Here is a 25163-nt window from a genome sequence, read left to right as displayed (position 1 = left end):
TGAAAAACACTTTAATTCAAAGCGGTTTAAAAAGTCAAGATTGCCTTGGTTGTTAAATACTTAGGCCATACACTTGATTTTTTTCTATAAACAAATTTTTCCAATGATAGAAATCAAGGATCCCTTTGGGATCTCTTCCTAATATACAATAAGCTAAAAATAAGGCTTCAATAGACGCTAGTCCTCTTTGAGGATCTAAGCAATCGTCTTGTTTGCGTGGATAAGCGGTTTGGAAATGAGAAGGAAGGCTACGTGAGATAAAACGATGGGGTTGTGGTAGATTTTTAAAAATGGTTTGCGCGTATCTCCAGGTTGCATCTATTAAAAACAAGCCATAATGGACATCTTTCAAGGAAAGGCAAGGTGCATCTAGAGTGAGTAACACATAGGAGGACAAATCAGGCAAGCTCTGATTAGGGTATATAAAAAACTTGCAATCTTCTCTTGTTTCTATACCGCGTAAGCTACATTTTTTTAAATTTTCTTTACGATGTCGCAAAATAATAGTAGTAGGAAATACAGACATTTCTTATAGAAAAACCAGTGGTCACTTTTAGATTTAATAGTAATTTATTTTGTTTTTTTTGTAATTATGTTTCAGATGGGATATTTGTTTTTTGCTTTTACTAGCTTAGTCTTTGCAGATTGGGTGTTTGAAGAAAATAAAGCTTTAGCTCTTTCCTCTGAACGTAACCTACCTATTCTTGCTGTTTTTCTGGTTGAAGAAGGCTGCTGTTGGTCAGACCAACTAAAAACAGAGCTTCTTCAAAAACCTGAATTTATTAAAGAGTTTTCGCAAGAAATGGTTCTATGGCAAGTATTTTTGAAACAAAAAAAAGAAATACGCGATAAGTATCAGGTGCAGAAATGTCCTTTAATTTTATTATTAGATCCTAAAGGAAAAGAATTTGCAAGATTGAACTTTATACCACTCGATCATAAATTTTTAAAAGAGCTTGTAATCTCTCTAATAAATGATTTTTCAATGATATGTTCCGTTATAGATACCGATTTTAATGAAGAGAAATGGCAAATAATTTATCAAAAGGCTTCTCGCTTATCTGCTTCTTATTTTAAAGAAAAAATTTTGGAACAAGGAGTAAAAAAAGAAAAAGGGTGTTTTTTTCAATTAGAAAAATATGCTCAGCTTTTACAAGAAAAAGGGTCTCATCATCCATATGTTCTAGAATTTAAAAAAAAGATATTACGAAAAGATAAAATGTATCAATTAGGTGCAAGAGCCTACCTTGCCTCTATAGAATTTCACGATCGAAACCGTAAAGGTAAATCCTTTGATAAAACCATAGAACCTTTACTCGAATACCTACACACATCAGCTTTCATAGAGCCTCAATATCGTTGGGAGATAGAGTTATTACTAGGACAATTTCTATGGAAGAAAAATCGATTAGAAAAAGCTAGAGAGTATTTATTATTAGCCTATGAGCATGCGCCTGTTTCATTTAAGCCACAATTACAAGAGATTTATCAGTTGTTTAGTCCCAAAGTATGATGGTGTATACTATGAACATTTAGCATCAAAGGAAACATTATGAGACAAATATTACATGGGTGTGCCAAAACAACTAAGGCGATACGTAGGAAAATACAAAATAGTCAAAAGAGCATAGCCAAAACTGTTCTTAAATGGAGGAAGAGAGGGTTTCAGCACGATGCTCCTATGGGACCTAAAAAGATTCATTCCACCATCCTAAGCAATAGACCTCTTTCTAAACTAGAAAATAAAAAAACCCTTGTATAAAATAATGTCCTTAAAGTACATAAGGGCATAATGAAATTTGAAAAAGCAAAAGATTTAGACAACGAGAAATTCCGACGATTAACTGGAGTAAAACGTAGCACATTTGATCAAATGAGATTGATTTTGGAGATAAGTCACAAAGAGAAAAAAGTCCGATTGTAATGAGCAAGGGCACAAAAAAGATTATTTGTACCTTTTTTTCCAAAGGTAGAAGACATGATTTTAGGATATTTAAGGAATCTAAAACCAAATTTCATTCCGAAATAAATCTTATCACGGATGGAGGGTATAGAGGACTTAAAAAGCTTCATGCCAAAAGCCAAATGCCTAAGAGAAGAAGTAGGAAAAACCCTTTCCTTTCCAAAGAACGCGTAATTAATGAAAATGCTATTAGTCTGCTTAAGCGATTTAAAATTTTAGCTGATCGTGATAGAAATAGGCAGAAAAGGTTTGGTCTTCGGTTTAATCTCATTGCCGGCGTTTATAATCTGGAGCTACGTTAATGGGTTTCGAAAGAGGTCTATTAAAAGAGCTAGATGCGAAGTATTATTTTTGCCTCCCTATTCTCCTGATTTGAATCCTATCGAAAAGTTTTGGGCACATTTTAAGAAAAGAGTAAAAGAAGCCTTAACCTGATATTCAAACCTTGCAGAAGCTATTGATCAATCTTTTTTACAAGTGTGTAGTTAATGGAAATTTTAAATTCAAATCACTATATTTCTTCAATTGTTGATAGTTTCCCCTTAAGCTCTTTAGGTAATTGCTCCATAAACCTAGTTGTAAAGCTAGAAACTCCTATAGGATTTCTAAGATTATTTAAAGCATATTCAACTGTAATCTTGTTTTTTTCCTTACATAATATGATGCCAATGGAAGGATTGTCTTCTGGTTGTTTGAGCAAACGATCTACAGAAGTTAAATAAAAATTTATCTGACCTGCATTTGTTGGTTTGAATGGACCTGCTTTAAGCTCAATCACAATGAAACACTTAAGTTTAAAATGGTAAAATAAAAGATCGATGTATGAATCTTCGCGCACCAACCTCAAGATGGTATTGCCTTGCTACAAAAGCAAAGCCTTTCCCTAATTCTAATAGGAATTTTTGAAGATGGTCAATTAAACCTTGCTCAATCTCTTTCTCATGGGCTTCAATAGCCAGATCTGAATGAGGTTCTGGCAATGTTAAGGCAAAATTATTAACGGATTTTCCTTTACGTTCATGTAATTTAGATTCAATCCACATAACCAATACATTTCGAGACCAGCCGTTTTTTATTGTTTGTTGAGCATACCAAAGACGTTCTTCATAAATGCTAAGGCGTTGAAAAAGAACGATATTATGTCCCCAGGGAATTTACGAAACAGCTGTTTCGCAAATTCCCTGGGGACAGCTTTCAAAAAATTGACACATTAATTCTAAGTTTCTTTTTGAAAAGCCTGCTATGCCAGGAAAAATCTTTGCTAAATCAATAGCAAGACGCTCTATTGTTTTAGATCCCCAGCCTTCTTAATCGGTTTTTTTCGAAAGTTTTTGACCAATATCCCAATAAAGAGTAGTTAATTCAAGATTAACTAAAGCAGAAGCTTTTATTTGAGCTGTTTGTATTCTAGATTGTAATTCTTGGAAGAATTCAGAATAATCTGATGGAATTAGGAATGAATGCAAAGTTTTTGTTAAGAATCTTTGTTTCTTAGTCATATCTCATAACCTGGCTAGAAAATGGAGGAAAGATTTTTTCATTTATTTAAAAGAAAATCAATATTTTTAAGAGAATTTAAATATTAATAGTAGCGCACAGGGATTCTGAAGTTAACTATTTTTAAAGGCCTTAAATAGTTTGCCAAGAGCTGATTTTTAATAATTGCTTGGGGATTTCAAGTAAAAAGCGAGAAGGATTAGTAGTAAGATCTTTTCCCATTTTTTTTCTCTGACGCGCCATGCTTAAACAAAGATATTCTTTAGCACGAGTCATGGCTACATACATTAATCTCCTTTCTTCTTCTAGACCGGTTTCAAGTAAACTTTTTTCATGAGGAATGATATGATCCTCTATTCCTACAAGAAAACAGGCAGTGAATTCTAAGCCTTTAGCACTATGAAATGTGATGAGATTAACATGATCTCCATCGGTCTTTTTTGTATGGGTGAATTCTTGTTTCTGATCGAGAAGCATTGTGGATAAGAAGTCAGCAAGGTTAATTTCTTCTTGTTGTCCATTAAGGCGTTTTTCTTCTTCATAGATGGTTATCATATCTACACAGTACATGACGTTTTCCCATCTAAAATCGCGCATTTTTTCAGATTTGACTTCATCTGCAATAGCTTTTTTGTAATCTATGGTTTCAATCAGCCAAGTGAAGGCTTCAGAAAGAGATAGCTTAGAGAATTGATCTCTAGCGATTGTAATTAAGTTTGTAAAACAGCAAATGGCCTTAAGTGCTTTATAAGAGAGATGTTGTTTTAATTCGGAAGAGAGAGGAGATGTTATTTGTTCTAAAAGATCCCAAAGGGAAATATCGCTCTTACGGTTGAACTCGGTAAGTATTTTAAGCGTTTGATCAGAAATTCCTCTTCGAGGAGTATTGATAATGCGCAAAAGAGCTTCTTGATCAAGAGTATTTACAATCAGACGTAAGTAAGCCAAGAGGTCTTTAATTTCTGCTCTTTCATAGAACTCTGTTCCTCCAAATACCTGGTAAGGGATTCCTCTTACCCAATTATCTTGATTTTGCCACACAGCTTGCATAAGGGCTAGTTCAAAGGGTCTTGCTAGTAGGTTAGAGCGATAAAGAATAGCTATCTCTTTCCAAGGAATTTTTTTATCTCTTTTGAGTTTTATCATTCTCTGAATCACAGATTGCGCTTCTTCTAGTTCTGTAGGAGCGTGGAATAGATGGATTAGCTCTCCTTGCTTTGCATTGCTCCATAGTTGTTTATTATGACGTTTTTGATTATGAGAAATCACAGCGTTAGCAGCTTGTAAGATAGTAGGGGTAGAGCGATAATTTTGTTCTAATTTGATAGTAGTTTTTGATTCGAATCCTAAGATGTTTTTAATTTCGGCGCCGCGCCAGCCATAAATCGATTGATCATCATCTCCCACTACGCATAAATTATGATGATACGCAGAAAGCAATTCAGCTAATCGGTATTGAATGGGATTAGTATCCTGGTATTCATCAATCATAATATAGCGATATCTTTTTTGATAAGGTAGCATTTGCGTTTTATATTTTTCAAAAAGAACGACAGAAAGAGATAAAAGCGAGTCAAAATCAACAGCATTGTACGCACATAGGCATGATTCTAAGCGCGTATACAAATCCTGGCAAAATCGATCATGCCAAGTTATGGTTTCTAAATCAGTTGGGTTTAATCCTTTATTTTTGATCTGAGCAATTTTCTGTAGGGCTTTTTCTAAAGAGGGAAGTTCTCCTTCATGTTCAAGTAAGTTTTTTGCTACTTGCAGAGCAACGCGACGCACCTCTTTTTCTGTATAAAGGGTAAAGTTATTAGTGTATCCTAGATGGTGAATTTCTTTACGTAAAAGCTGCATGCAAAAGCTGTGAAAGGTGCTTAAGGTGAGTTTTTTTGCAAGCTTTATACCTACAATGCGAGCAACCCTTTCTCTCATTTCTTGAGCAGCTTTATTGGTAAAGGTTAAACCTAAAATAGCTTCAGGCTCAACTTTAAGAGATTGAAGCAGGTAAGCAATGCGATAAGCCAATACACTTGTCTTTCCACTACCGGCACCAGCTAAGATCAGCACTTTGCCTTCAGTAGCAATAACTGCTTGTCTTTGATCTGAGTTAAGATGAGGAAATGGTGACATTATTATCGCTTTGTACAATTTTTTCTACAATGCGCTTTAAGTCAATTAATACGATTTGCTTGGATATAAACTCTAAGCGAGAGCAAGGGGAGATGTTTATTTCTAATCCAATGGGTAGATGGGAGCGCATTTCACGGAAAACTTCTCTAACAACGCGTTTAAAACGGTTACGATCATGAGCTTTTCCAAACTTTTTAGAGACAGTGATGCCTAGTTTGGAATTAAGGTCTTTTGAGCGTTGAAAATCTACAGAAATCATTTCTCCAAAAATGCGACGATTGTTTTTGGTTAAACGTTTAAAATGGGAGCTTTTTAAAATCCGTGCTGATTTAGGAAATCGCCAAGACTTATTACAGGGCAAGGCGCTTACGTCCGGCTTTTCGACGTCTGTTAATAATCTTGCGGCCATCCTTGGTTTTCATTCTTTTGCGAAAACCGCATGCAGCTCTTCTTTTTTTTTTACTAGGTTGGTATGTGCGTTTCATTTTTTTTAATTCCTTGTGCCATAAAAGATTCAAAACTTGTATGACAATATACATAAGAGAGTACAAATTCCTCAAGCAGAATTCTTTTTAAATAAAATAATTTATAAAAGGATTACACTTGCAACAAATCTAACCATTGCTTATAAGTTTACTAGAATTTTAGTTTTTTTCTCTCAGGTAAATCATGAAAGTAAAAGCCTCGATTAAAGCAGACCCTTCAAAAGGGGATAAAATTGTTCGTAGATGCGGGCGCATTTACGTCATTAATAAAATGGATCCTAACCGCAAGCAGCGTCAAAAAGGCCCTGCTCGCAAGAAGTAAGAGTTATATAAGGATATGGCAACAAAATCTTCAATAGCAAAGCAGAAAAAACGCGAAAAGCTAGTTAATTTGAAATGGAACAAGCGTCAAGAATTAAAAAAAATAATAGTCGATATGGATAAAAGTGATGAAGAGCGTTTAGCTGCAAAAATCACCTTAAATAAAATGCCTCGTAATTCCTCACCTGTTCGATTGCGCAATCGTTGCCAATTTACAGGTAGAGCTCGTGGGTACTTAAGGAGATTTAAAATGTCTCGTCTTTGCTTCCGTGAAATGGCTAATTTTGGATTAATTCCAGGTGTGGTTAAGGCTAGCTGGTAATATTTATAAACTACGCTTAAATCTTAAGCGTAGTTATTTGTATTATTTCTTTGAATTTTTTCCAATCTCCTAAATCTTCGTTCCATACGTAAGATTCTTCCTTTATCTTTTCATCTTCCCAGGCGTTAGCTAAAGCTTGAAAGTTAATGGGACCAAACTGCTGCCCTGTTTCATCTAGATAATACCAGAGATTCTCTCGTTGGAGTGGATGAATAGGGATTAACGCTGGTTTATGTACAGGATCTGGAATTTTAAGATTTTTCTTACGTCTAAAAAGCACCGCAATAAAGGCCAAAGCACAAAAAAGAACTCCTGCAATATACCATTTTTTTGGATTTAGCCCCTTTTTTTGTGCAAAGCGCGCTGTAATCCATCCCCAAAAAAGACTAATTGTAATATAAAGTAATAAGGTCATGATCTATGTAATGGTGTTTTAGCTAAGAAGAATAGCGAATTGGCTAAAATATAGCAAATTCATTAAAAAATTTTAATTGAGATAAAGAAGGTTAGCTGATTAATCTGCAGCTTGTTACAATGTGACTTGAACATAAATTAAGGGTGCGGCCTCATGCATAATCAATTAAAAGACATTGATAGTAAAGAATTGGACTTGCCAGAAACCGTCTTTGTTCGCGATGTGGAGAGCAAAGTATTTCAATCAATTGTATGGCATTGTTTAACCAAGGTTAAAGACATAGAACCTTTAGAAGGAAATCTTTTTGATAGTCTTTTGGGTCGAGAAATCTTAGAAGGTGTAAAAGGAATCCATGTTGAGCAAGATCAAAAAAAACATTCAGTCAATGTTCGAGTTGAGCTCAATATTTCTTATGGGATCTCTATTCCGGAGAAAGCTGAAGAAATTCATATGAAGGTTCTAGAGGATATCACTAAATTAACTGGGCTACACGTAGGATCGATACACATTATTTTTAAAAATTTGATTATGCCTAAACTGAAAAAAGAGCAAAAATTGGAAGATCTTTTGCAAGAGAGAGTAAAAACGGCAAAACCAGCTACTGATTCTGATTACTATGATGAAAGTTTTTAACATAAAAGGTCTATTTTGTATGATACAATTGCTACTTACAAAGAGGTACTTCTCTATTTTAGTCTGAGTGCTTTATTTTCTGGAATGACTTTAGGGATTATCATTTCTCTAGCAGGCCGTTACTATAGATTTACAACAGGCAATACGAATGTCTTTGTCCATACGTCCATTTTACGCAGTTATGTTGAATGCTACGTCCATCAAGTGTTCCCTTCACAAAACCCAACAATAAAAATTTGCTTAAATAGACATAATGAAATTACAATTGTCCTGGATTTGCTTAAACGGATAAATAATACTCAAGTTTTTGAGCAAGTCGAAAAGGATTTATTAGACCTTTTCTCTTGTTATCTAGGTCATCAAAAGCTTTTATTTCTAGAGATTACTTATTTAAGGAAATTATCATGAATAAGGTTATCCTGTATTTAACTGCTCTTCTTTTTCCTTGTTTTACGTATTCTTTCTCTTTTCAAGATTTTGATTCTTATCAAGGAAAAGTTAGCAAACAAGAAATAAAGAACAAACTAAAATACTTAATTAAAACCAAAGAAGCGCAAAACTACTTTTTACTTAATGATGACACTTTTACTATATATGCTTCTCTAGAAAAAAAACAAAAAAACCAAGAAGAGTACCGTCTAGTATTAGGTTTATCTGATGTTTTGCAAACTTTAAAAAAAAGATTAAATAATTGCAAAATTGCTATTGATCCAGGACATTTTGGGAGTGAGTATTCTCATTTAGAACAAAGATTTGTAGAAATTAGTTCCCAGAAAGAGTTAATTGCTTTTAATGAAGGGGATTTAACTTTTCTAACAGCTCTTTATTTAAAAGAGCTGTTAGAAAAAGAAGGAGCAGAGGTTTTTCTAACGAGAGCAAGAAAGGCAGAGGGAGCTCTTTCTCAAAATTTCTTTCAATTTCTACAAACACATCCAGATTTATGGCTAACACAAAAAACATTAACACAGCTTTTTCGCAGCATTTATAATGGAGTGGATTTATATGCTCGTGCAGAAAAAATTAATGCTTTTAAACCAGATCTCACAGTAATCATTCACTATAACGCGCATGATTCTAAAGGAGAGAAGCATACTTCCACTACAGATAAAAATTTTAATATGGTATTTATTCCAGGATCTTTTGGTGATGGAGAATTAAAAGAAAAAAAAGCTCGTTATGAATTCCTGCGTTTATTAGTTACTTCCGATTTTTCTCTATCTAGACAATTTTCTAAGATAGTTTTAAAAAAATTCAATGAGCATCTTCAAATACCCACTGTTACTCCATCAGACGGTGCTCATTACTTAGAGACAGCGAGTATTGAAGTAGAAAAAGGGGTTTATGCTCGTAATTTAGCTCTTACAAGGCTTGTACATGGGCCTCTTTGCTATGGAGAGTCTCTTGTGCAAAACAATTTAGAGGAAGCATTAAGACTTTCTCGTTTGGATACAGAAATTCAAGGATATCCTTGTTCTTCTCGTTTAAAAGAAGTCGCATTAGCCTATTTTCAGGCTATTCAAGAGTTTTTATGCAGTGAAATTTAAAGGCTTATTTTAAAAACTCTATCTGCATTTTATCAGTATGACTAAAGTTTAGTAGATGCAAGGGGCAAAGGAAATAAGCACAAGCTCTCTAAGAAATAGAAAATCTAAAATGAAGGTTTGCAATAAATGCAAAAGGACGTCTAATTACTAATTAAAGTCAAAATAAATGGATTACTAAAGTCAATTTATTATACAATGAATGATTGATAACATATAGTGGTTTGAATTTAAAATAGATCTAGCAAAACGTCTATTACAAAACGGAGTTGAAATGGATGTAATTGCTCGATCATCCGATCTATCTAAAGAACAAATAGAAGATTTAAAGAAACACGTCTTAGAAGAACCTTCAGTAGTCAATTTCTAGTGTATTAGAGATTTAAAGCTTTTTGTAATGCATCTACATCAGATTGGGTAATTCCTTTGATTTGCAGAAGATCTTGGATAGAAGCTTTTTTAATTCTTTCTATACTGCCAAAATGGGTAAGAAGTCGTTTTTTTTTGATAGGGCCAATGCCGGGGATGTTATCTAATGTACTAGAAATGAGTCTTTTTTTACGTCTTTTTTGATGAAAAGTAATTGTTTTACGATGGCTCTCGTCGCGAATTTTTTGTAAAAGTTGTAACAAAAAGGATCGGGGATTAAGTAATATGGGGTCGTGGTTATAAGGAAGATAGACTTTTTCCTGACTCATTCCTTTATCATGACGAGAGGCTTCTTTAGCTAATGCAATTAAATCTATGGAAGCTATATCGAGCTTTTTAAATACCTCAAGTGCTACGGTTAAATGCCCTTTCCCTCCATCAAGGATGATTAAGTCAGGAAGGTCATCTGCTGCTTTAGCACGGGATAGATGGCGAAAAAGGGTTTCTTGCATAGAGGTGTAGTCATCTCCTGTATGCTGGATTTTGATTTTATAAAGTCTGGTATGTTTAGTATCTTTAATTCCATCTGTAAAAGCGATCACAGATGCTACCGAATCACTACCTGCTAAGTGAGAGGTATCAAAACACTCAATTCTTTTAGGATAGCGATTGAGCTGCAAGGTGTCTTGTAGATCAAGCAACATTTTTTCTTTAAGGAGTTTTTCATCTTTTTCCTGTTTAAAAGTGCTTTTAGCATTTTCTTGTGCTAATTTTAACAAAGTCCGTTTTTCTCCTTTTTTGGGAAAGAGCAATTGGATTTTACAGGTGCTTTTGAGAATTTCTGTCAAAGCTAAAGAAGGTTGAATGGGGACTAGGATTTCTTGTGGAGGATTTTTATTATTTTGATAATGCTGCAGAATGAAAGAAGCGAGCAATTCATCATCATCTTCAATAACATTAGAAAATGCGTAATGCATAGATCCGGTTAATTTTCCTTGGCGCAAAAATAGAAGAAACAGGATGGTTTCATCTGCTTGGCGATGGATCCCTATAGCATCGATAGACTTTATATGATAGTTAGCAGAAGGGGATTGTAAAACATGTTCGAGATGGCGAATGGTTTTAAGTAGAGAAGCAGCCTTTTCAAATTGCAGATGATCAGAAGCTTGTTGCATTTGTACATAGAGCTTAGGAAGAATGTCTTGATTTTTTCCTTTTAGAAAGTAGATTACGTTTTCTACTTGCTGATCATATTGCTCCTTAGTGCATAAACCAACACAAGGAGCAAGACAGCGGTTCATCTCATAAAGTAGACAAGGTCTAGTACGTTTTTTAAGCTCATTATCTGAACATTGACGCAAAAGGAATAATTTGTTTAATAATTCGTAGATTTCTCTTGCTGCAATAGCGCTTGTATAAGGTCCAAAATAAAGGTTTTTATCTTTTATAGATCCTTTATAACGCATAAGGCGCAGCATAGGCCATGGATGATCTACATTGATGCATAGGCTGATAAAGGTTTTATCATCTTTGAGTAGTACATTAAATTTAGGCTTGTGTTGTTTGATCAAAGTATTTTCTAAAAGCAGAGCTTCTTTTTCAGAAAAAACTACAATCGTATCAATGTGTGCGATTTGTGCGATTAAAAGCGGAATCATGGTTCTGGTATCGCTAAGAGAGAAATATTGTTTTAAGCGGTTTTTAAGTAATTTAGCTTTCCCAACATAGATTACCCTGTCTGCTTTGTCTTTCATCAGATAGACTCCAGATTGCATAGGAAATGCATCAAGTTGTTTAGGATCAAAAACCATTATTTTGTTCTCTCTTTCCAATCGATAAGTTTTTGTAGAGCAGCTAAAGGAGTGAGATTATTTGGATCGATTTCCTTCAATTCTCCTAAAATATCTGGTTTATTTTCTATCTCTGAATTCATAAAAAGACAGAGCTGTTTTTCTGCTTTGGGTTTAGCCATTTTTATAGAGGTTTGTTCTAGATCTTTTAACATCTGTTGTGCGCGCTTAAGCACAAAGTAGGGCAATCCTGCTAAACGAGCCACGTGAATGCCATAACTTTTATCCGTACTTCCTCTTATGACTTTATGCAAAAATACGATTTTATTTTCAGATTCATGGGCAGAGACGCTATAATTTACGGCTCCAGGAATCTTTTGCTCTAATTCGGTTAACTCCCAGAAATGCGTAGCAAATAGGGTCTTAGCTTGTTTGCCTGGTTGAGTTAAGAGATATTCTGCAACAGACCATGCGATAGAAATTCCGTCATATGTACTAGTCCCTCGACCAATTTCATCCAAAATCACCAAAGAACGATCTGTTGCGTTGTTGAGGATGTTTGCGGTTTCTGTCATTTCCACCATAAAAGTCGAAAGCCCTCTTGCTAAGTCATCACTTGCTCCAATCCGACTAAAAACTTTATCGATAATACCTATGGTAGCCCTTTTAGCAGGAACAAAACTGCCCATTTGTGCAAGAATGGCAATTAAAGCCACCTGGCGGATAAATGTGGACTTACCTGCCATATTGGGACCTGTAATTAAATGTAATCGATGGCTTGTAGCATTTAAAAGAACATCATTAGATATAAATAATTCTTTTTTCATAACGGTTTCAATCACGGGATGGCGCCCTTCTTCAATATGAAACAGATCGCTAGAATTGACAGTAGGTTTTATGTATTTGTGAAATTTAGCTGCCTGTGCTAATGAACAAATCACATCGATTTCAGCAATGGCGCGTGCAATGAGATAAATCGAAGAAGCATGTTCTGCGATTTGTTTTTTTAATTGCGTAAATAAGGCATGTTCTAAGGCATAAATACGTTCTTCGATATGAAGGATTTTATGCTCATATTCTTTTAATTCTAGAGTTGTAAAACGCTCTGCATTCACTAAGGTTTGTCTTCTTTGAAAAGAGGAAGGAATTTTTTCTGTTTTTCCACGACTTAATTCGATAAAGAAGCCAAAAGCTTTTGTATATCCTACTTTGAGATTTTTGATTTGCGTTTCTTGTCTTAATTGTGTTTGATATTGAGCAATCCAATTATGCGAGTCTTGTTTGATGAATTGTAAATGATCAAGTTCTTCTGAAAAACCTGCGCGAAATATTTCAGCCTCTTTCAATTTTAAAGGAGGTGTATCTATAAGCGCTTTTTGTAAGAGTTGCACAAGGTTGGAGACATCTTTTAAATTTGTTTTATTTTTAGTAATGAATTGACTAGTAAAATGATTTTCCAAAATATGAAAAATGGGTGAGATTTGTTCTAAAGAGAGACGAAAAACTCCCAAATCGCGCGGGGTTGCATAATCGGTTTCGATTCGCATAATCAGACGCTCTAAATCGCGAATTTCTTTTAAATACTCAAAGATCTGTTCGCTGAGCTGCCATTTGGATAAAAACTCCTCAATACCCTTTTGTCTTTGCTGTATTTCATTCAGATCCAATAAAGGGTGTGCAAGCCAGTATCTGAGCAGGCGTCCACCCATGGGAGTTAAGGTATAATCAATAACTTGTAGCAAGGTATGAGAGGAATGAATATCTTGAATCGACTGAAAAAGTTCTAGATGTTTTTGAGTGGTTCGATCTAGTAACATATAGGAGGAAGAGTGTTCTTTTTTTATACTCTTGATATGTTGAATTGGAAGATTTAATTCATCTTGCACATAATGTAAAACAGCTCCAGCTGCATTAATGGCAGCAACCATACCTGTTAATCCAAAACCATCTAAGCTACTTACTTTAAAATGTCTCAGAAGCACATCACAAGCGTGTTTGTGTTCAAAATGCCACGCTTCTTTTACATGAATAGCTGGTTTAAATTGACGGTCTATTTCTTCGAGGAAATCAGGGTGTTGTGTCATCCATTTTTTAGGTAACAAAAGCTCTTTAGGTTGGATACGGCTTAGTTCATCAAATAACTGCTTTTTATCTTCGAATTCCATAGCGCGAAACTCAGAGGTTGTAACATCGAGTACAGCAAGACCAAAGGCTTCATTAATTTGTATAAAACAACAGAGGAAATTGTTGGACTTTGCAGATAGTAGATTAGAGTGAACAATTGTTCCTGGAGTAATGATCTTAACGACTTCTCGCTTTATGATTCCTTTAACAGATTGCGGGTCCTCTAATTGTTCGGCAATAGCAATACGATACCCTTTTGCAACAAGCTTATCAATATAAGCATCGCTTGCATGAAAAGGAATTCCTGCCATAGGAATGTCTTGTCTTTTAGTTAGCGTTATACCCAGTTGTTTTGACAAAAGAATAGCATCATTTTCAAAGGCCTCATAAAAATCCCCTAAGCGAAATAGCAATAAGGCATTTTCTGCTTGTTTTTTACAATGATGCCATTGAGCCATCATGGAGGAGGGTTTTTCTTCTTTCATTTTCTAATACCTCGCTTGAAGCTCTTTATTATCTAAGCTAAGGTTTGAGAATGCAAGGTTTTATTGAGAAATAAGGTTTAAACTTCATCAAATCTGTTATTTAATTCTTAATTTATACCATCAGAGTTTATGATAGGGATCTAGAAAGTTAGAATATAATTGTTTAAATCTCGAGTTTTGTGAATCTGTGTTAAGAGCTTCTTGAATTTGTTTTATCAACTTTGAGAAAAATAAAAGGATATTTGATTTTTAAATAAAATAATTTTTTCAAATCATCTTAAATATTTTTCTAAAGCTCTGTTTTAAAATGCATTTTAGCCTATACTCTTTTGTAAAATAGAAAACCTTGACGCGGTTTAGTCAACTGCTACAAGCTTAAAAAAGCAATTAAATTTTTCATACAAAACTTATGCCTTTATTTACTACAAACAGTTTAGAAATGCTTCGTCATAAAATTGATTTACTTGAAGTATTGTCAGCTCACCTTACTTTTCAAAGAAGTGGATCTACTTATAAAACGCTCTGTCCTTTTCATGAAGAAAGAACTCCTTCTTTTATCATACAAAAAGGCAGTGCTCATTACCATTGTTTTGGATGTGGAGCTCATGGAGATGCTATTTCTTTTTTAATGACTCATGTAAGAATGTCATTTATCGAAGCGGTAGAAAGTCTTGCAGAGCGTTTTCAAGTCCATTTAGAAAAAGAAGAGGAAAAAGGAAATATAAAAACCCCTAATAAAATTGCATTAAAAACAGCCTTGGCTTCTGCAAGCGAGCTATATCATTATTTATTATTGCATACAGAAGAAGGAATAGAAGCTCTTAACTATTTATATGGAAGAGGGATATCTCTGCAGTTTATTCGTCGTTTTCAAATAGGATATGCTCCGCAGCATTATAGTTTATTGATCCAGTATTTACAGGCATGTGGCATTGAAGAAGACATCATGATACAAGCTGGTCTAATCAAAGTGTCTGGAGGAAAAAAACGAGATTTTTTTAGCGAAAGAATTACTTTCCCTATTCTGGATTCTTTGGGTGCAGTGATTGGTTTTTCTGCCCGTAAATATAGGCAAAGCACATTTGGAGGGAAGTATATTAACTCTCCGGAAACCATCTTATTTAAAAAATCTCGTGTGCTATTTGGATTGAGTTATTGTCGTGTAAGAATGGCAAAACAGCAAACCGCAATCCTCGTAGAAGGACAAATTGATGCTTTGCGATTAATTGACACAGGTTTTGATTATGTGGTTGCAGCTCAAGGCACAGCTTTTGGAGAAGAACATGTTAAGGAGTTATTGCAGCTTGGTATTAAGAAAATCTATCTAGCTTTAGATGCCGATGAAGCAGGTCAAGCCGCAACAAAAAAAATAGGAGACCTATTTCAAAAAAATGGGATTGATACTCGAGTGGTTGCTTTAGAAAAAGAAAAGGATCCTGATTTATTGCTCAGAGAAAAAGGACCTAGCTATTTTGCTCATCTTTTAGAGACTAGTTCAGATTATTTAAATTTCTTATTTTTCTATTTAGCAAAAGATCATGATCTACAAGTTCCTTCGCAAAAAAATCAAGTAGTCAATCAAATAATGGATCAAATTAATCATTGGCAGCAACCAGTGCTAATACATGAGAGTTTAAAAAAACTCGCTGAGATTGCACAGGTGCCAGAGGCTAGTGTTGGAATAGATCGGATTTGTATGCCGGATCTATTTATCTCTAAGCAAGAGTCGATATGTTTACAAGAGGTAGATGGAGATCGCATTTTAGAGCTTGATTTATTGCGTTGGTTATTAATGGGAGGCTCTCAATATCCAGAGATCATCGGTATTGCCAAAGCTAATTTAAAGCAGAACCATTTCCGAGTACCAAGTGCCTGGAAGCTTTATGTATCCTTATCAGATCATCAATCAAATTGCTTCGATCTTTTAGCAATTGGCAGCAAATTAAATGATCCGGAAGAGCAAAAACTTTTATCTGAACTTTTACAACGTAAAATCAACCTACATAAAACAAAAGAAGGTTTTCTAGAAGTTTTGCGTAAAATTCTCCTAAGGGATTGGATGCAAAAAAGAGAACAAATTAGAATAGAGATTCAATCAGTTACGCATTCTGAAGAAGAAACTCTTCAACTAGCTCGTCAGTTTGATATTCTTAAAAATCAAGTTCCAGAAGTACTCATTCCCAAAATCTGAGTATCTAAAAAGGTTCTAGCATTTTCGTAAGCAATGGATTGCAAAATCGGTAATTCTAACTTTACAGCTAACTTTTCCAATAAAATAGGATAGCATTCAGCTGTATCATAAGGAACGTGATAAAAAGATTGCCCTGGGTATTTAGCTTGTAGATTCGAAGCATCTTTATCACAAAAAAAATCAGCACCAAAGCAAAGAACTTCTTTTGCGTTGAGGGTAAGCGCATATTCTATATGTTGGATTAAACCATTAGGATCTTCTTTATGAATAAAAGGAGCAAAAAAGTTCAATCCGATAAGGCCTTTTCTATGAATGATCTCATGTACCAGCTCATCGGGAAGATTGCGAGTAGCAAAGTGAACTTTGCGAAAATTACAATGGCTAGCAATAAGGGGGATGCGCCAATTGTTTTGATCAATTTTAGTTAAAATATCATAAGCTAAAGCATCGGACGCATGACTTAAATCAACGGCAATTTTACGATTATTTAGCCACTCTAGCAAATAAATCCCATCAGGTTTTAGGCCAATAGAAGTGTCAGATCCTCCTCCAAAACGATTTTCTTCATTCCAAGTAATACCAATATAGAGAAGAGGGCCAATTTTATTTTGGTAATTAGCTAGTCTTTGTAAACTCATGGTCAGAGGCTCATCTTCATCTGCAAATCCAGAAGCGCCTTCAAAGGCTGCAATTGTGGATATAGCTGTTAGTGGAGCTTTTTGAGAAATAGGAGAAAAGTAAGAGGGATGTTCCTTGTATAGCCACTGTAGTTTTTCACTTTGTTTTTGAGCTAAATCAATGCTATTTAACGATTTTTTTGTAAAAATGGCAAGTACTTGGGTTTTTATGCCTCCTTGTTTCATTTGTAAATAAGAACAACGAGAAAGAGGGTCTAAGAAAGATCTGTTTTCTTGTTCTATCAAAAAAGAAAGCAAATCGTTATGTAAGTCAAAAATGGGTAGATGCATCTTAAAATATCTTAAATTTCTACTAGTATGGTTTTCTCTAATAAATTCAGCAAGGATTAAAGACTTAGAATTTGCTGAAATCCATTAAGGATTCGAATAGCTTAATGAGTTTCTTTAAAAGAGCGATTCTATTTCCACGCAGAACTAGGTCATCCGTAAAAATGATTATAGCCTTGAAAAATCTTTCTAAAGGATTTTGCAATTCTGCTAGTAATTTGAATGCTTCTAGATATTGTTTTTGTTGTAGAAGTTTTGGCCATCGGTTGTGGATTTGAATATATTCTTGAAGAATTTTTCTCTCAGCGGGTTCAATCATAAGCTTTTGCTGGAAAGTAGGGGAATCATTTTGAGTATATCCTTTAATGCGTTTATAGATTTTAACAAAGCAAGAGAAGCTTTTTTTAGCTTTGCGAAAGCTACAAAAAGCTTTTAATCTACATAATTGATCAAAAGGGTCATAAGGGTTTATCCTTGTAATGGCATCAATTTCATCTTTTTTAAAGCCTAATTCTTCAAAAATCAATTTCTTGCGAGTATTGATGAAAGAAATAATTGCTCGCGTGGCTTTTTTTTTATTTGTGATAGGGAATGCCTGACAGGCTTTTAATAATAAAATTTGCAAGTTACAACTCATTTTGTTTTTTAGCAGGATTTGAATAATTCCTGTTGCCTGTTTGCGTAAGGGATAAAGATCTTTGGAGGTGCTATAGAAACTAATCAGATCATCTATTTTATCCGATAGACTTAAGATAATGCCGGTAGGGGTTTTAGGAGCAGCATCCCATTTTGATCTAGGCATCCATTGTTCTTCAAGAGCTATTGCTACTTGGTGTTGTTCGTTTTGTGCTAGAGCGTAATATTTACCAATAATACCTTGCAAATCAGGGAACTCATTCACAAGCGCAGAGCAAAGGTCGGACTTACTTAAAAGAGCAGCTCTTTGTACGTGTGTATATTCTGCAACTTTTAAGTACTGATGAAATATTGTTGCTATTAGAATTAGCCTTTCTACTTTATCCCAAAGATTTTTACAATTTTTCTGGTAACGTATTTCTTGTAGTTTATAATAACTTAACTCAAGAGGAATATGAACTTCTTTTTCATAAAGAATAGCTCTATTAGATAAATAGAAAAGAAGTTCCTTTTCATTGCCGAGTTGAATCATTGAGTTGGGTTGATTATCGATTGTAATAATAAAAGCATTCATTAATTGATCATGACGATCAGTGACAGGAAAATATTTAAGGTGTTTTATTATTTGTGAAATAAGTATTTCTTGAGGAATTTTTAAGAATTTAGCGTCAAAAAATCCAAGCATTAAGGTAGGCCATTCTGTAAGATGTAATACTTCTGGAAGTATTTTATTTTGCTCTATTACACATCCTTTTATTTGTTGTTCTAAAGTTTTAATTTGTTTTTTAATGTGTTGTTTTCTTTCTTCTATATCTGCTAGGACGTAATGATTTTTCAAATTAGAAAGATAATATTTTGGATGTTTGATTTCAATATAAGTAGGACTAAGTTGAAAATGACCAAAAGAAAAGTTCCCGGATTGAATTCTACCTAGGTTAAAAGGGACCACTTGAGTCCCAAATAATGCAAGAATCCATCGAATAGGACGAGCATACCTAATAGACGGATCTTCCCAATACATTTTCTTGGGGAAGTCTATATTCATAATCAAAGAAGGTAATTTTTTTTGTAAAAGCGCATAGGTAGAACTGCCTTTTACATAAACAGTAGCAATTAGGTATTGAACGCCACCCATAGGAATAAAATATAAATTTTGTATTTCTTCTTGTAATACTTCAGTTAGGGTGCAAAAAGCAATGTTACAAGTTTGTAAAAATCCTTTGCCTTCTTTTGTTAAATTACCCTTCTTATCGAAAGCTACGGTTATTGAAGGTCCTTTTATTTGTTCTTCTACGGATTCTGTTCCTTCTACAAGATTCTTTACCAAAATACTTAGGCGCTGAGGGGTTCCAAATATCTGCAGCTCTTCAAATTCTAATCCAGATGTTTCTAACAAATTGCGCATGGCATTTTCTAGATATAAACAGCCAATGGGTACAAAACTTGCAGGTAGTTGCTCTGAACCAATTTCTAAAAGAAGATCTCGTGTGTTTTTTGGGTTGAAGCAAGGATTTTTTTGTGTAATAAATTTTGTACTTATAAGGGAGGGAGATAAACAAGTCTGTTTAGAAAGAATAGCTTTAGCGACTAGATGGGTTAAATCACGGATTTTTCTAATATAGTGATTTCTTTGAGCAAAGCAAATAGCCCCTCTTGCATCTAACAAATTAAAAGCATGTGATGCTTTAATCACAAAATCATAAGCCGGAATAGGAAGATTATTTTTTACTAAATTTTTAATCTCTTGCTCATAATCGCTAAAATGACGCAACCACATAGGAACAGAAGCTTCTGTAAGATGATAATGACTCCATTCAACTTCATTCTGTAGAAATAAGTCGCGAAAGGTAAAAAGATGGTTATATTGTATATCAAAAATTGCAGTCTTATTTTGAAGAAATAGAGCCAGTTTTTCTAAATCATAGGTAATCTCTACGCTAATTGGTTTTAATGCAATATCTCCTACTGTTTGCAAATAGGTAAATTGGGTAATTTCCATTCCATTGCACCACACTTTCCATCCCAATCCCGAAATACCTAATGAAGAGATTTCCCAGTCATTATGTACAAATCGAATATCATATTTTTTAATGTCCAGGTTTAGGGCAAAAAGAGATTGTAGATATAGAGTACGTGTATCGGTCGGAGGTGGTTTGATGATAACTTGATATTGGTGAGACATCTGAAGCCGATTGAGATCTCTTGCATTTTTTGGCCTACGACACGATTCTACATAAGCTGCTCTATGAGGTTCTTTACCCAGACAACGCAAAAATATAGCGGGATTAAATATCCCAGCTCCAACCTCTAAATCATATCCTTGATGAATAATGCAATTTTGTTTAATCCAAAAGGTGTTAAGTCGCTCAATGATTTGCTCAAAGGTTAACATAAAAAATTTAACTATATATTAAGATATAATTAATTTCATTGTATAATAGGAGGTTATTTTTTATGTGTTTTTATTGTCTAATTATGTAAATTTAAATTATGATCTACTTATTGTTAAGCGATTTAAAAATAAGTATTTTCACACTATGTATTTGCTGATTATTGATTTAAATAAACAGTATATAATTTTAAAATATTTATTAAATTATGTTAAAGTTGAACTATAAAATAGAGGTCCTTATGATACCAGTATTTTTACCTTTATTCTTGCATAAGCAACCGCAAAATCTACCTTCAGAAACCCTAGGTATGGGAAAAAAGAAGAAAGCAATGCGTTTTCAAAGATATTATCAAGAGCAAGAGAATCTACAACCTCAAAGTTTGCGTGCAAAAAAAAGAAGTTTAAAAAGGTTGCAAAAGAAGGAATTAAAAGTTTAAATTAGAACCGTAAGTCCCTCTTTGTTTTAGGTTTATATTATGAAATTGATTTTAAAGACTTATTAAACTATAATATTAGTCAATGGTTTAAGTGGAGGTTGTTATGCATATCAACAGTTTAAGAAATTTATCTTCTTTATTTACTAATTTCCCTACTACGATAGGCTGGGGAAGTATATCGGCGCTTTTCAATCGAGTAATCCATACGTCTTCAGAAAACTCTCGTAAAGAGTTACAAACACACACAGCAAGAAATAGAAAAAATACACTTCAAATGCAAGAAAAGAGAAAGCATGCTTTAATAGAGCGCAATTCAATCCAAACCCAAGCACTTAAGAATGCCTCTTTTTTCCATTCACACGTGGCCTCTAGAAAAATTACGTAATAATTTATCCTTAGAGGGATATAAATCCTTTCATGCTTCTCAAATCTTTAATTGGGTTTATAAGCTAAGACAACCTCATTGGGATCAAATGACCAATTTGTCTTTAGATCTACGTTTTTATCTAAAAGAAAATTTACTAATAACACAGCTAGTAAAAAAACAAGAGGTTTTTTCAGAAGATCAAGAAACTGTCAAATTTTTATGGCAACTTTCAGATAACATGCTCGTAGAATCTGTTCTTATTTGCTCTGAGAATAGACGTACTGTATGTGTTTCTTCGCAGGTGGGTTGTCCTGCTCGTTGTGCTTTTTGTGCTTCAGGAAAAGAAGGGTTAAAGCGCAACTTAACCGCAGCGGAGATTTTTGAACAAGTGTACCAAATTGATCTTTGGTTATTTGAAAGACAAGAGAAAGTATCTCATGTTGTTTTTATGGGCATGGGAGAGCCTTTTGAAAACTATGAAGCGGTTGTAGAAACCATTCGCTTGTTAATTGACTCTAATCGATTAGGGCTCTCTCAAAGACGGATTACTGTTTCTACAGTAGGGGTAGTAGAAGGGATTAATCGTTTCTCTAATGAGGGGTTAAAAACCAATCTAGTGCTTTCTTTACATGCTCCCAATCAGCGTATTAGGCAAAAAATTATTCCTTATGCACGTAAGTACCCCATAGAAGATATTTTAGCATCTGTGAGAAATTTTGCTAGAATAACCAAAAGAGATGTGACTTACGAATATACTTTAATTCGCCATATCAATGACAGTGTAGAACAGGCTAAAGAGTTAGCTGCTTTACTCAAAGGCCAACAATGCAGTGTAAACTTAATTCCTTATAACCCTGTTGAAAGGGTTCGACTGCAACGTCCTGAAAAGGAAACTATTGAAGCTTTTCAAGAAGTTTTACTCTCATCTAATATTGTTGCTACCTGGCGTTATACAAAAGGAAAAGACATTGCAGCGGCTTGTGGGCAACTAGCCTTGCAGAAGTGAATAGAGCTTTCTTTTCAAAAAAGACAGACATAAGATACCATTGACATGAAGTTTTAGATTAAAGGGGGATAAATGAGCATAGCGCTCATACTTACATTGCTGCGCATTTTACTAGGACCTATATTTGTTGTTTTTTATCTATATCATGGTCAATTAGGATTTACATTGTTTTCTTTGCCTTATGTTTTGTTGTGCTTAACCGTGTTATCAGAGGTTTCAGATGTATTTGATGGGTTATTAGCTCGTAGATACAATAAAGTGACAGATTTAGGAAAATTGCTAGATCCAATGGCGGATAGTATTTTTCGCCTTTCTGTTTTTTTAGCTTTTACTCAAGGGGTAATTCAGCTTCCTTTATTACTTGTGTGTATCTTTTTTTATCGAGATCTTGTGATTAGTACACTTAGAGCTTTATGTGGGTTAAGAGGATTTGCGCTAGCAGCTCGTCTTTCAGGCAAAATTAAAGCGGTTGTGCAAGCAGTAATTATTTTCTTTATTCTGGTAATGCTTATCCCTTATTCTCTTGGCTATTTAGAATTGAGTTTATTAAGAAAATTAAGTGTTTATAGTGTAAGTATAGGGGTTATTTATACCCTCTATTCAGGATGTGAATACATATTGGCCAATAGATCTTATATTCAAAAAGCATTAGGACTTAAGAGATAAAAGTTCTTCATATATATATATGTATTGCTTGGCGCTTTTCTTCCAACTAGAATCGTAGCTAAGACAAGCTTTCATGATTTGCTGCCATTTCTTATGCTCTTTATAACAAGTAATAGCTCTTTCTAAAGCCCAATTCATCCCTTGCCAATCAGGAAATTCAAAAGTAAAGCCATTACGTTCTTCAAAGGGCTTATCTGAAGTGTCAATATCAAAGACGGTATCTACAAGACCTCCTGTCATTCTAGCAATAGGAATTGTTCCATAATGCATGGAGATCATTTGTGTAAGACCGCACGGTTCGAATAAAGAGGGAATAATAAATAAATCGGAGGCTGCAAAGATCAGATGAGCTAGCTGTTCATCATTCATCAGTAAAATAGCTACTCTTTTGTCATCTCGATATTTTTCTTTTAGGGAAACAAATTGTTCCTCTATATCGCTATTTGACAAAGAAATCGAACCAAGAAGAACAAACTGCCCTCCTAATTCTAGAGTGCGTATCATTCCATATTCAATTAAGTCAGGACCTTTTTGAGGAACAAGTCTAGTAATACAAGAAACCAAAGGGACATTTTCTTGAGTAAGAGATAGATATTTTTGTAAAAAATATTTGTTTATCCGTTTAGCTTTTAGAATATTTTCTAACTCGTTTATGAGATAATTTTTTTTAAGATAGGGATCTTTGGCCGGGTTCCAATAGTCTTGATCAATACCATTTAAAATACTGACTAGTTTTTTTTGAGACTCTCGTAAAACTAGATCTAATCCACATCCTCCTTCAGGAGTTTGAATTTCTTTTTGGTAATTAGGAGAAACAATAGCTATGCGATCAGCGTGTATAATTCCTGTTTCTAATAAATTCAAGGAATCAGAAAAATCAAGATCTTTTAAAAGATCTTTATCTAAAAGAGTGTTTATAGAGCAGATTCCTTGGTGTGCTAAATTATGAATGGTTAAAACACTTTTTCCTAAGTTATTTTTTTGGCATAAAAGAGCAATTAAAGAAGTGTGCCAATCATGTAAATGTAAAATATCAGGTTGTTTTCCTAATTGCAGCAGGGATTGCATAGCTACGCAAGAAAAATAGATAAAACGATCGATATCATCAGAACATCCATAAATAACACCGCGATTATAAAAATATTTTGGATGATCTGCTTCTATTAGAAAAATTTTTAACTCACTTAAACTAGCTGACCAAATTGTATTGTTATAACGATTAGAGCCTGCAAACATCCAAATGTTTTTCTGCTCTATTTTTAGATCCGTTAAGTGTTTGTAATCAATACAGTCATATTTTGGTAAAATAACTTCCGTTATGTATCCGAGTTTCAAAGTTTCTTGACAAAGTCCATATACAACATCGGCTAATCCTCCTACTTTAGCAATAAGGGCGAGTTCTGAGGCAATGTGAATAATGTGCATAGATGATTTTAGCCTGTACAAGCGCTAGGGCCACATTCTTGAAGAGTCGTAATAACATTTGCTGCAGTCATAAACAATACAAGCCAAAAAGCCATATTTTCAAATGTGTTCATTTGCGTTTTTTGTATATGCTGAGGAGATATTGTGTAAAGGAAAAGCATAATTGCAGATACAAAAATAGAACAAGCAAAGACAACTAAAGCCCAAGTATATAGCTCTAAGCCAAGAACAGGTTCTCCAAATGAAGAAAACCCAGGACAAACGTGAAGGGATATCTGTCTTAAAGAAACAAATCCTCCAAAAAGGGCGCTTAAAATCGAAACAGCATAATGAGCTGGGTAAACACCAAAGCGTAAGTTTAGTAAAGGACCCATAGCTACTCCGATCATACTTAAACGTTGTAGTAAACAAAGAGGACAAGGTAGTTCATGTTTGAGAAATTGCACAGAATAGCCACCTAAAAGCACTCCGCAAATCACAAATGCCCAAATGGTATTCAAATTGCGTTCCAATTTATACATATTCAAATCCGAATTTTAAGAATGTCTGTTGCATGGTGCCATAGCATAAAGAGGCAAAAAATAAGATTGATCAGAGTTACGCCTATCCCTACTTTTCGATAGCCTTTCCAAATGAATAGGATTGTAATCATAAAAATAAAAAATAACAGCGCCATCATGAGTATTCACCACTTCTTTATGAAAGAATTAATCTATTTATTTTTTTTAAGCAACTTAACTTTCTGAAAAAGTAGCTTGTAGTATGAGAACTGGTTTTTTTAGAAAAAATAATAAATTATTTAGTAAGAAAGAAATGCTCTTTTGTATTTTTGAAAAATATAACCTGCTTGCACAGAGTTATTTTTGGAGATTGCAAAAATAAGGTTTGGTATATATGAAATATATCAAATTTTATTTATATCTTTAACACAATTCACTATCAGGGGATCTTTGCGGTTGTTTACATTACATCAATACAGCGCGACGACATCTACATT

At 34.1% G+C, this 25163-nt stretch carries 28 protein-coding genes and 3 pseudogenes; 15 read left to right on the top strand and 16 right to left on the bottom strand.

Annotated elements, in window-relative coordinates:
• Nucleotides 1–52: 52 nt before the first annotated feature.
• Entirely contained in the window at nt 53–526 is a 474-nt protein-coding gene (locus tag RHAB15C_RS05250) for a hypothetical protein (protein WP_194844792.1), read from the bottom strand.
• Between the two features lie 84 nt (nt 527–610).
• Between RHAB15C_RS05250 and RHAB15C_RS05245 the strand changes: the two genes are divergently transcribed.
• The 5 genes and pseudogenes from RHAB15C_RS05245 (at nt 611) to RHAB15C_RS07475 (ending at nt 2398) form a co-directional block, all read left to right on the top strand.
• Entirely contained in the window at nt 611–1513 is a 903-nt protein-coding gene (locus RHAB15C_RS05245; RefSeq protein WP_220716032.1) for a thioredoxin family protein, read from the top strand.
• A gap of 39 nt (nt 1514–1552) precedes the next feature.
• Nucleotides 1553–1717 (top strand): annotated as a pseudogene (locus RHAB15C_RS05240) (IS481 family transposase); the annotation flags it as partial.
• Nucleotides 1718–1792: 75 nt separating this feature from the next.
• Nucleotides 1793–1924 (top strand): hypothetical protein, encoded by a 132-nt coding sequence (locus RHAB15C_RS07355; protein WP_281422347.1) that lies wholly within the window; start codon nt 1793–1795, stop codon nt 1922–1924.
• Nucleotides 1909–2265 (top strand): annotated as a pseudogene (locus RHAB15C_RS05235) (transposase family protein); the annotation flags it as partial. The gene RHAB15C_RS07355 and the pseudogene RHAB15C_RS05235, both read left to right, overlap by 16 nt.
• Nucleotides 2189–2398, top strand: coding sequence for a transposase (locus RHAB15C_RS07475; RefSeq protein WP_350339541.1), 210 nt, complete (start codon nt 2189–2191; stop codon nt 2396–2398). The pseudogene RHAB15C_RS05235 and the gene RHAB15C_RS07475, both read left to right, overlap by 77 nt.
• A gap of 76 nt (nt 2399–2474) precedes the next feature.
• Here RHAB15C_RS07475 and RHAB15C_RS07350 read toward each other — a convergent pair whose 3' ends face one another.
• From RHAB15C_RS07350 to rpmH, 7 genes and pseudogenes are all read right to left on the bottom strand, one after another.
• A complete protein-coding gene (locus RHAB15C_RS07350; RefSeq protein WP_281422346.1) occupies nt 2475–2801 on the bottom strand; it encodes a PDDEXK nuclease domain-containing protein in 327 nt (108 codons plus the stop codon).
• A complete protein-coding gene (locus RHAB15C_RS07345; RefSeq protein ID WP_281422345.1) occupies nt 2758–3006 on the bottom strand; it encodes a PDDEXK nuclease domain-containing protein in 249 nt (82 codons plus the stop codon). The genes RHAB15C_RS07350 and RHAB15C_RS07345 overlap by 44 nt, the downstream gene beginning before the upstream one ends.
• Nucleotides 3007–3036: 30 nt before the next feature.
• Nucleotides 3037–3207, bottom strand: a pseudogene (locus tag RHAB15C_RS07470) (DUF1016 N-terminal domain-containing protein); the annotation flags it as partial.
• Between the two features lie 63 nt (nt 3208–3270).
• Nucleotides 3271–3462, bottom strand: coding sequence for a DUF1016 N-terminal domain-containing protein (locus RHAB15C_RS05215; protein ID WP_198424159.1), 192 nt, complete (start codon nt 3460–3462; stop codon nt 3271–3273).
• A gap of 130 nt (nt 3463–3592) precedes the next feature.
• Nucleotides 3593–5596: an ATP-dependent helicase gene (locus tag RHAB15C_RS05210; protein WP_194844795.1), complete on the bottom strand. Its 2004-nt coding sequence runs from the start codon at nt 5594–5596 to the stop codon at nt 3593–3595.
• Nucleotides 5574–6005 carry a ribonuclease P protein component gene (rnpA, locus tag RHAB15C_RS05205; RefSeq protein WP_194844796.1) on the bottom strand — a complete coding sequence of 144 codons (432 nt, stop codon included), beginning with the start codon at nt 6003–6005 and terminating at the stop codon, nt 5574–5576. Before rnpA ends, RHAB15C_RS05210 begins: the two co-directional genes overlap by 23 nt.
• Nucleotides 5947–6081, bottom strand: a complete 135-nt coding sequence (gene rpmH, locus RHAB15C_RS05200; protein ID WP_194844881.1) for a 50S ribosomal protein L34 — start codon at nt 6079–6081, stop codon at nt 5947–5949. The genes rnpA and rpmH overlap by 59 nt, the downstream gene beginning before the upstream one ends.
• A 184-nt stretch (nt 6082–6265) precedes the next feature.
• Between rpmH and rpmJ the strand changes: the two genes are divergently transcribed.
• Together rpmJ and rpsN are read left to right on the top strand one after the other, a co-directional pair.
• Nucleotides 6266–6403 (top strand): 50S ribosomal protein L36, encoded by a 138-nt coding sequence (rpmJ, locus tag RHAB15C_RS05195; protein WP_138106870.1) that lies wholly within the window; start codon nt 6266–6268, stop codon nt 6401–6403.
• A gap of 15 nt (nt 6404–6418) precedes the next feature.
• Nucleotides 6419–6724: a 30S ribosomal protein S14 gene (rpsN, locus tag RHAB15C_RS05190; protein WP_194844797.1), complete on the top strand. Its 306-nt coding sequence runs from the start codon at nt 6419–6421 to the stop codon at nt 6722–6724.
• 16 nt (nt 6725–6740) lie between these two features.
• Here the strand turns inward: rpsN and RHAB15C_RS05185 are convergent, their stop codons facing one another.
• Nucleotides 6741–7139: a DUF4339 domain-containing protein gene (locus tag RHAB15C_RS05185; RefSeq protein ID WP_194844798.1), complete on the bottom strand. Its 399-nt coding sequence runs from the start codon at nt 7137–7139 to the stop codon at nt 6741–6743.
• 153 nt (nt 7140–7292) lie between these two features.
• On the opposite strand from RHAB15C_RS05185, the gene RHAB15C_RS05180 reads away from it, so the two are divergent.
• The 3 genes from RHAB15C_RS05180 to RHAB15C_RS05170 are packed head-to-tail and all read left to right on the top strand — an operon-like array spanning nt 7293 to nt 9316.
• On the top strand, nt 7293–7772 hold the full coding sequence (locus RHAB15C_RS05180) for an Asp23/Gls24 family envelope stress response protein (RefSeq protein WP_194844799.1): 480 nt from the start codon (nt 7293–7295) through the stop codon (nt 7770–7772).
• Between the two features lie 15 nt (nt 7773–7787).
• Nucleotides 7788–8180 (top strand): hypothetical protein, encoded by a 393-nt coding sequence (locus tag RHAB15C_RS05175; protein WP_194844800.1) that lies wholly within the window; start codon nt 7788–7790, stop codon nt 8178–8180.
• Nucleotides 8177–9316 carry an N-acetylmuramoyl-L-alanine amidase family protein gene (locus RHAB15C_RS05170; RefSeq protein ID WP_194844801.1) on the top strand — a complete coding sequence of 380 codons (1140 nt, stop codon included), beginning with the start codon at nt 8177–8179 and terminating at the stop codon, nt 9314–9316. Before RHAB15C_RS05175 ends, RHAB15C_RS05170 begins: the two co-directional genes overlap by 4 nt.
• 371 nt (nt 9317–9687) lie before the next feature.
• Here RHAB15C_RS05170 and uvrC read toward each other — a convergent pair whose 3' ends face one another.
• Both uvrC and mutS read right to left on the bottom strand, forming a co-directional pair.
• Nucleotides 9688–11493 carry an excinuclease ABC subunit UvrC gene (gene uvrC, locus RHAB15C_RS05165; protein WP_194844802.1) on the bottom strand — a complete coding sequence of 602 codons (1806 nt, stop codon included), beginning with the start codon at nt 11491–11493 and terminating at the stop codon, nt 9688–9690.
• Nucleotides 11493–14081, bottom strand: coding sequence for a DNA mismatch repair protein MutS (gene mutS / locus RHAB15C_RS05160; protein ID WP_194844803.1), 2589 nt, complete (start codon nt 14079–14081; stop codon nt 11493–11495). Before mutS ends, uvrC begins: the two co-directional genes overlap by 1 nt.
• Before the next feature lie 409 nt (nt 14082–14490).
• Between mutS and dnaG the strand changes: the two genes are divergently transcribed.
• Nucleotides 14491–16272: a DNA primase gene (gene dnaG, locus RHAB15C_RS05155; RefSeq protein ID WP_194844804.1), complete on the top strand. Its 1782-nt coding sequence runs from the start codon at nt 14491–14493 to the stop codon at nt 16270–16272.
• Here the strand turns inward: dnaG and RHAB15C_RS05150 are convergent.
• On the bottom strand, nt 16239–17240 hold the full coding sequence (locus tag RHAB15C_RS05150; protein ID WP_194844805.1) for a dipeptidase: 1002 nt from the start codon (nt 17238–17240) through the stop codon (nt 16239–16241). The two genes, dnaG and RHAB15C_RS05150, sit on opposite strands and share 34 nt — an antisense overlap.
• Nucleotides 17241–17304: 64 nt before the next feature.
• Nucleotides 17305–20265 carry a glycine--tRNA ligase subunit beta gene (glyS, locus tag RHAB15C_RS05145; protein ID WP_194844806.1) on the bottom strand — a complete coding sequence of 987 codons (2961 nt, stop codon included), beginning with the start codon at nt 20263–20265 and terminating at the stop codon, nt 17305–17307.
• Nucleotides 20266–20504: 239 nt separating this feature from the next.
• Here glyS and RHAB15C_RS05140 point away from each other — a divergent pair, with 239 nt between their 5' ends.
• The 4 genes from RHAB15C_RS05140 (at nt 20505) to RHAB15C_RS05125 (ending at nt 22741) form a co-directional block, all read left to right on the top strand.
• Nucleotides 20505–20702, top strand: a complete 198-nt coding sequence (locus RHAB15C_RS05140) for a hypothetical protein (RefSeq protein ID WP_194844807.1) — start codon at nt 20505–20507, stop codon at nt 20700–20702.
• A gap of 103 nt (nt 20703–20805) precedes the next feature.
• Entirely contained in the window at nt 20806–21087 is a 282-nt protein-coding gene (locus RHAB15C_RS05135; RefSeq protein ID WP_194844808.1) for a hypothetical protein, read from the top strand.
• Entirely contained in the window at nt 21041–22075 is a 1035-nt protein-coding gene (rlmN, locus tag RHAB15C_RS05130; RefSeq protein ID WP_194844809.1) for a dual-specificity RNA methyltransferase RlmN, read from the top strand. The genes RHAB15C_RS05135 and rlmN overlap by 47 nt, the downstream gene beginning before the upstream one ends.
• 72 nt (nt 22076–22147) lie before the next feature.
• Nucleotides 22148–22741 carry a CDP-alcohol phosphatidyltransferase family protein gene (locus tag RHAB15C_RS05125; protein ID WP_194844810.1) on the top strand — a complete coding sequence of 198 codons (594 nt, stop codon included), beginning with the start codon at nt 22148–22150 and terminating at the stop codon, nt 22739–22741.
• Here RHAB15C_RS05125 and RHAB15C_RS05120 read toward each other — a convergent pair.
• The 3 genes from RHAB15C_RS05120 to RHAB15C_RS07465 are packed head-to-tail and all read right to left on the bottom strand — an operon-like array spanning nt 22724 to nt 24842.
• Entirely contained in the window at nt 22724–24166 is a 1443-nt protein-coding gene (locus RHAB15C_RS05120) for a glycogen synthase (RefSeq protein ID WP_194844811.1), read from the bottom strand. The genes RHAB15C_RS05125 and RHAB15C_RS05120 overlap by 18 nt on opposite strands.
• An 8-nt stretch (nt 24167–24174) precedes the next feature.
• On the bottom strand, nt 24175–24687 hold the full coding sequence (locus RHAB15C_RS05115) for a disulfide bond formation protein B (protein ID WP_194844812.1): 513 nt from the start codon (nt 24685–24687) through the stop codon (nt 24175–24177).
• A gap of 2 nt (nt 24688–24689) precedes the next feature.
• Nucleotides 24690–24842, bottom strand: a complete 153-nt coding sequence (locus tag RHAB15C_RS07465) for a DUF5993 family protein (RefSeq protein ID WP_350339548.1) — start codon at nt 24840–24842, stop codon at nt 24690–24692.
• Between the last annotated feature and the right edge of the window lie 321 nt (nt 24843–25163).

Source organism: Candidatus Rhabdochlamydia porcellionis (assembly GCF_015356815.2).
Taxonomy (GTDB): Bacteria; Chlamydiota; Chlamydiia; order Chlamydiales; family Rhabdochlamydiaceae; genus Rhabdochlamydia; species Rhabdochlamydia porcellionis.
This window is presented reverse-complemented; position numbering and strand designations above follow the sequence as displayed.

Coding starts and splice junctions, on each gene's coding strand:
- RHAB15C_RS05250 (WP_194844792.1), bottom strand. CDS start 526: ATGTCTGTATTTCCTACTACTATTATTTTGCGACATCGTAAAGAAAAT.
- RHAB15C_RS07355 (WP_281422347.1), top strand. CDS start 1,793: ATGAAATTTGAAAAAGCAAAAGATTTAGACAACGAGAAATTCCGACGA.
- RHAB15C_RS07345 (WP_281422345.1), bottom strand. CDS start 3,006: ATGTGGATTGAATCTAAATTACATGAACGTAAAGGAAAATCCGTTAAT.
- RHAB15C_RS05215 (WP_198424159.1), bottom strand. CDS start 3,462: ATGACTAAGAAACAAAGATTCTTAACAAAAACTTTGCATTCATTCCTA.
- RHAB15C_RS05210 (WP_194844795.1), bottom strand. CDS start 5,596: ATGTCACCATTTCCTCATCTTAACTCAGATCAAAGACAAGCAGTTATT.
- rnpA (WP_194844796.1), bottom strand. CDS start 6,005: ATGGCCGCAAGATTATTAACAGACGTCGAAAAGCCGGACGTAAGCGCC.
- rpmH (WP_194844881.1), bottom strand. CDS start 6,081: ATGAAACGCACATACCAACCTAGTAAAAAAAAAAGAAGAGCTGCATGC.
- rpmJ (WP_138106870.1), top strand. CDS start 6,266: ATGAAAGTAAAAGCCTCGATTAAAGCAGACCCTTCAAAAGGGGATAAA.
- rpsN (WP_194844797.1), top strand. CDS start 6,419: ATGGCAACAAAATCTTCAATAGCAAAGCAGAAAAAACGCGAAAAGCTA.
- RHAB15C_RS05185 (WP_194844798.1), bottom strand. CDS start 7,139: ATGACCTTATTACTTTATATTACAATTAGTCTTTTTTGGGGATGGATT.
- RHAB15C_RS05180 (WP_194844799.1), top strand. CDS start 7,293: ATGCATAATCAATTAAAAGACATTGATAGTAAAGAATTGGACTTGCCA.
- RHAB15C_RS05170 (WP_194844801.1), top strand. CDS start 8,177: ATGAATAAGGTTATCCTGTATTTAACTGCTCTTCTTTTTCCTTGTTTT.
- uvrC (WP_194844802.1), bottom strand. CDS start 11,493: ATGGTTTTTGATCCTAAACAACTTGATGCATTTCCTATGCAATCTGGA.
- mutS (WP_194844803.1), bottom strand. CDS start 14,081: ATGAAAGAAGAAAAACCCTCCTCCATGATGGCTCAATGGCATCATTGT.
- dnaG (WP_194844804.1), top strand. CDS start 14,491: ATGCCTTTATTTACTACAAACAGTTTAGAAATGCTTCGTCATAAAATT.
- RHAB15C_RS05150 (WP_194844805.1), bottom strand. CDS start 17,240: ATGCATCTACCCATTTTTGACTTACATAACGATTTGCTTTCTTTTTTG.
- glyS (WP_194844806.1), bottom strand. CDS start 20,265: ATGTTAACCTTTGAGCAAATCATTGAGCGACTTAACACCTTTTGGATT.
- RHAB15C_RS05140 (WP_194844807.1), top strand. CDS start 20,505: ATGATACCAGTATTTTTACCTTTATTCTTGCATAAGCAACCGCAAAAT.
- RHAB15C_RS05135 (WP_194844808.1), top strand. CDS start 20,806: ATGCATATCAACAGTTTAAGAAATTTATCTTCTTTATTTACTAATTTC.
- rlmN (WP_194844809.1), top strand. CDS start 21,041: ATGCCTCTTTTTTCCATTCACACGTGGCCTCTAGAAAAATTACGTAAT.
- RHAB15C_RS05125 (WP_194844810.1), top strand. CDS start 22,148: ATGAGCATAGCGCTCATACTTACATTGCTGCGCATTTTACTAGGACCT.
- RHAB15C_RS05120 (WP_194844811.1), bottom strand. CDS start 24,166: ATGCACATTATTCACATTGCCTCAGAACTCGCCCTTATTGCTAAAGTA.
- RHAB15C_RS05115 (WP_194844812.1), bottom strand. CDS start 24,687: ATGTATAAATTGGAACGCAATTTGAATACCATTTGGGCATTTGTGATT.
- RHAB15C_RS07465 (WP_350339548.1), bottom strand. CDS start 24,842: ATGGCGCTGTTATTTTTTATTTTTATGATTACAATCCTATTCATTTGG.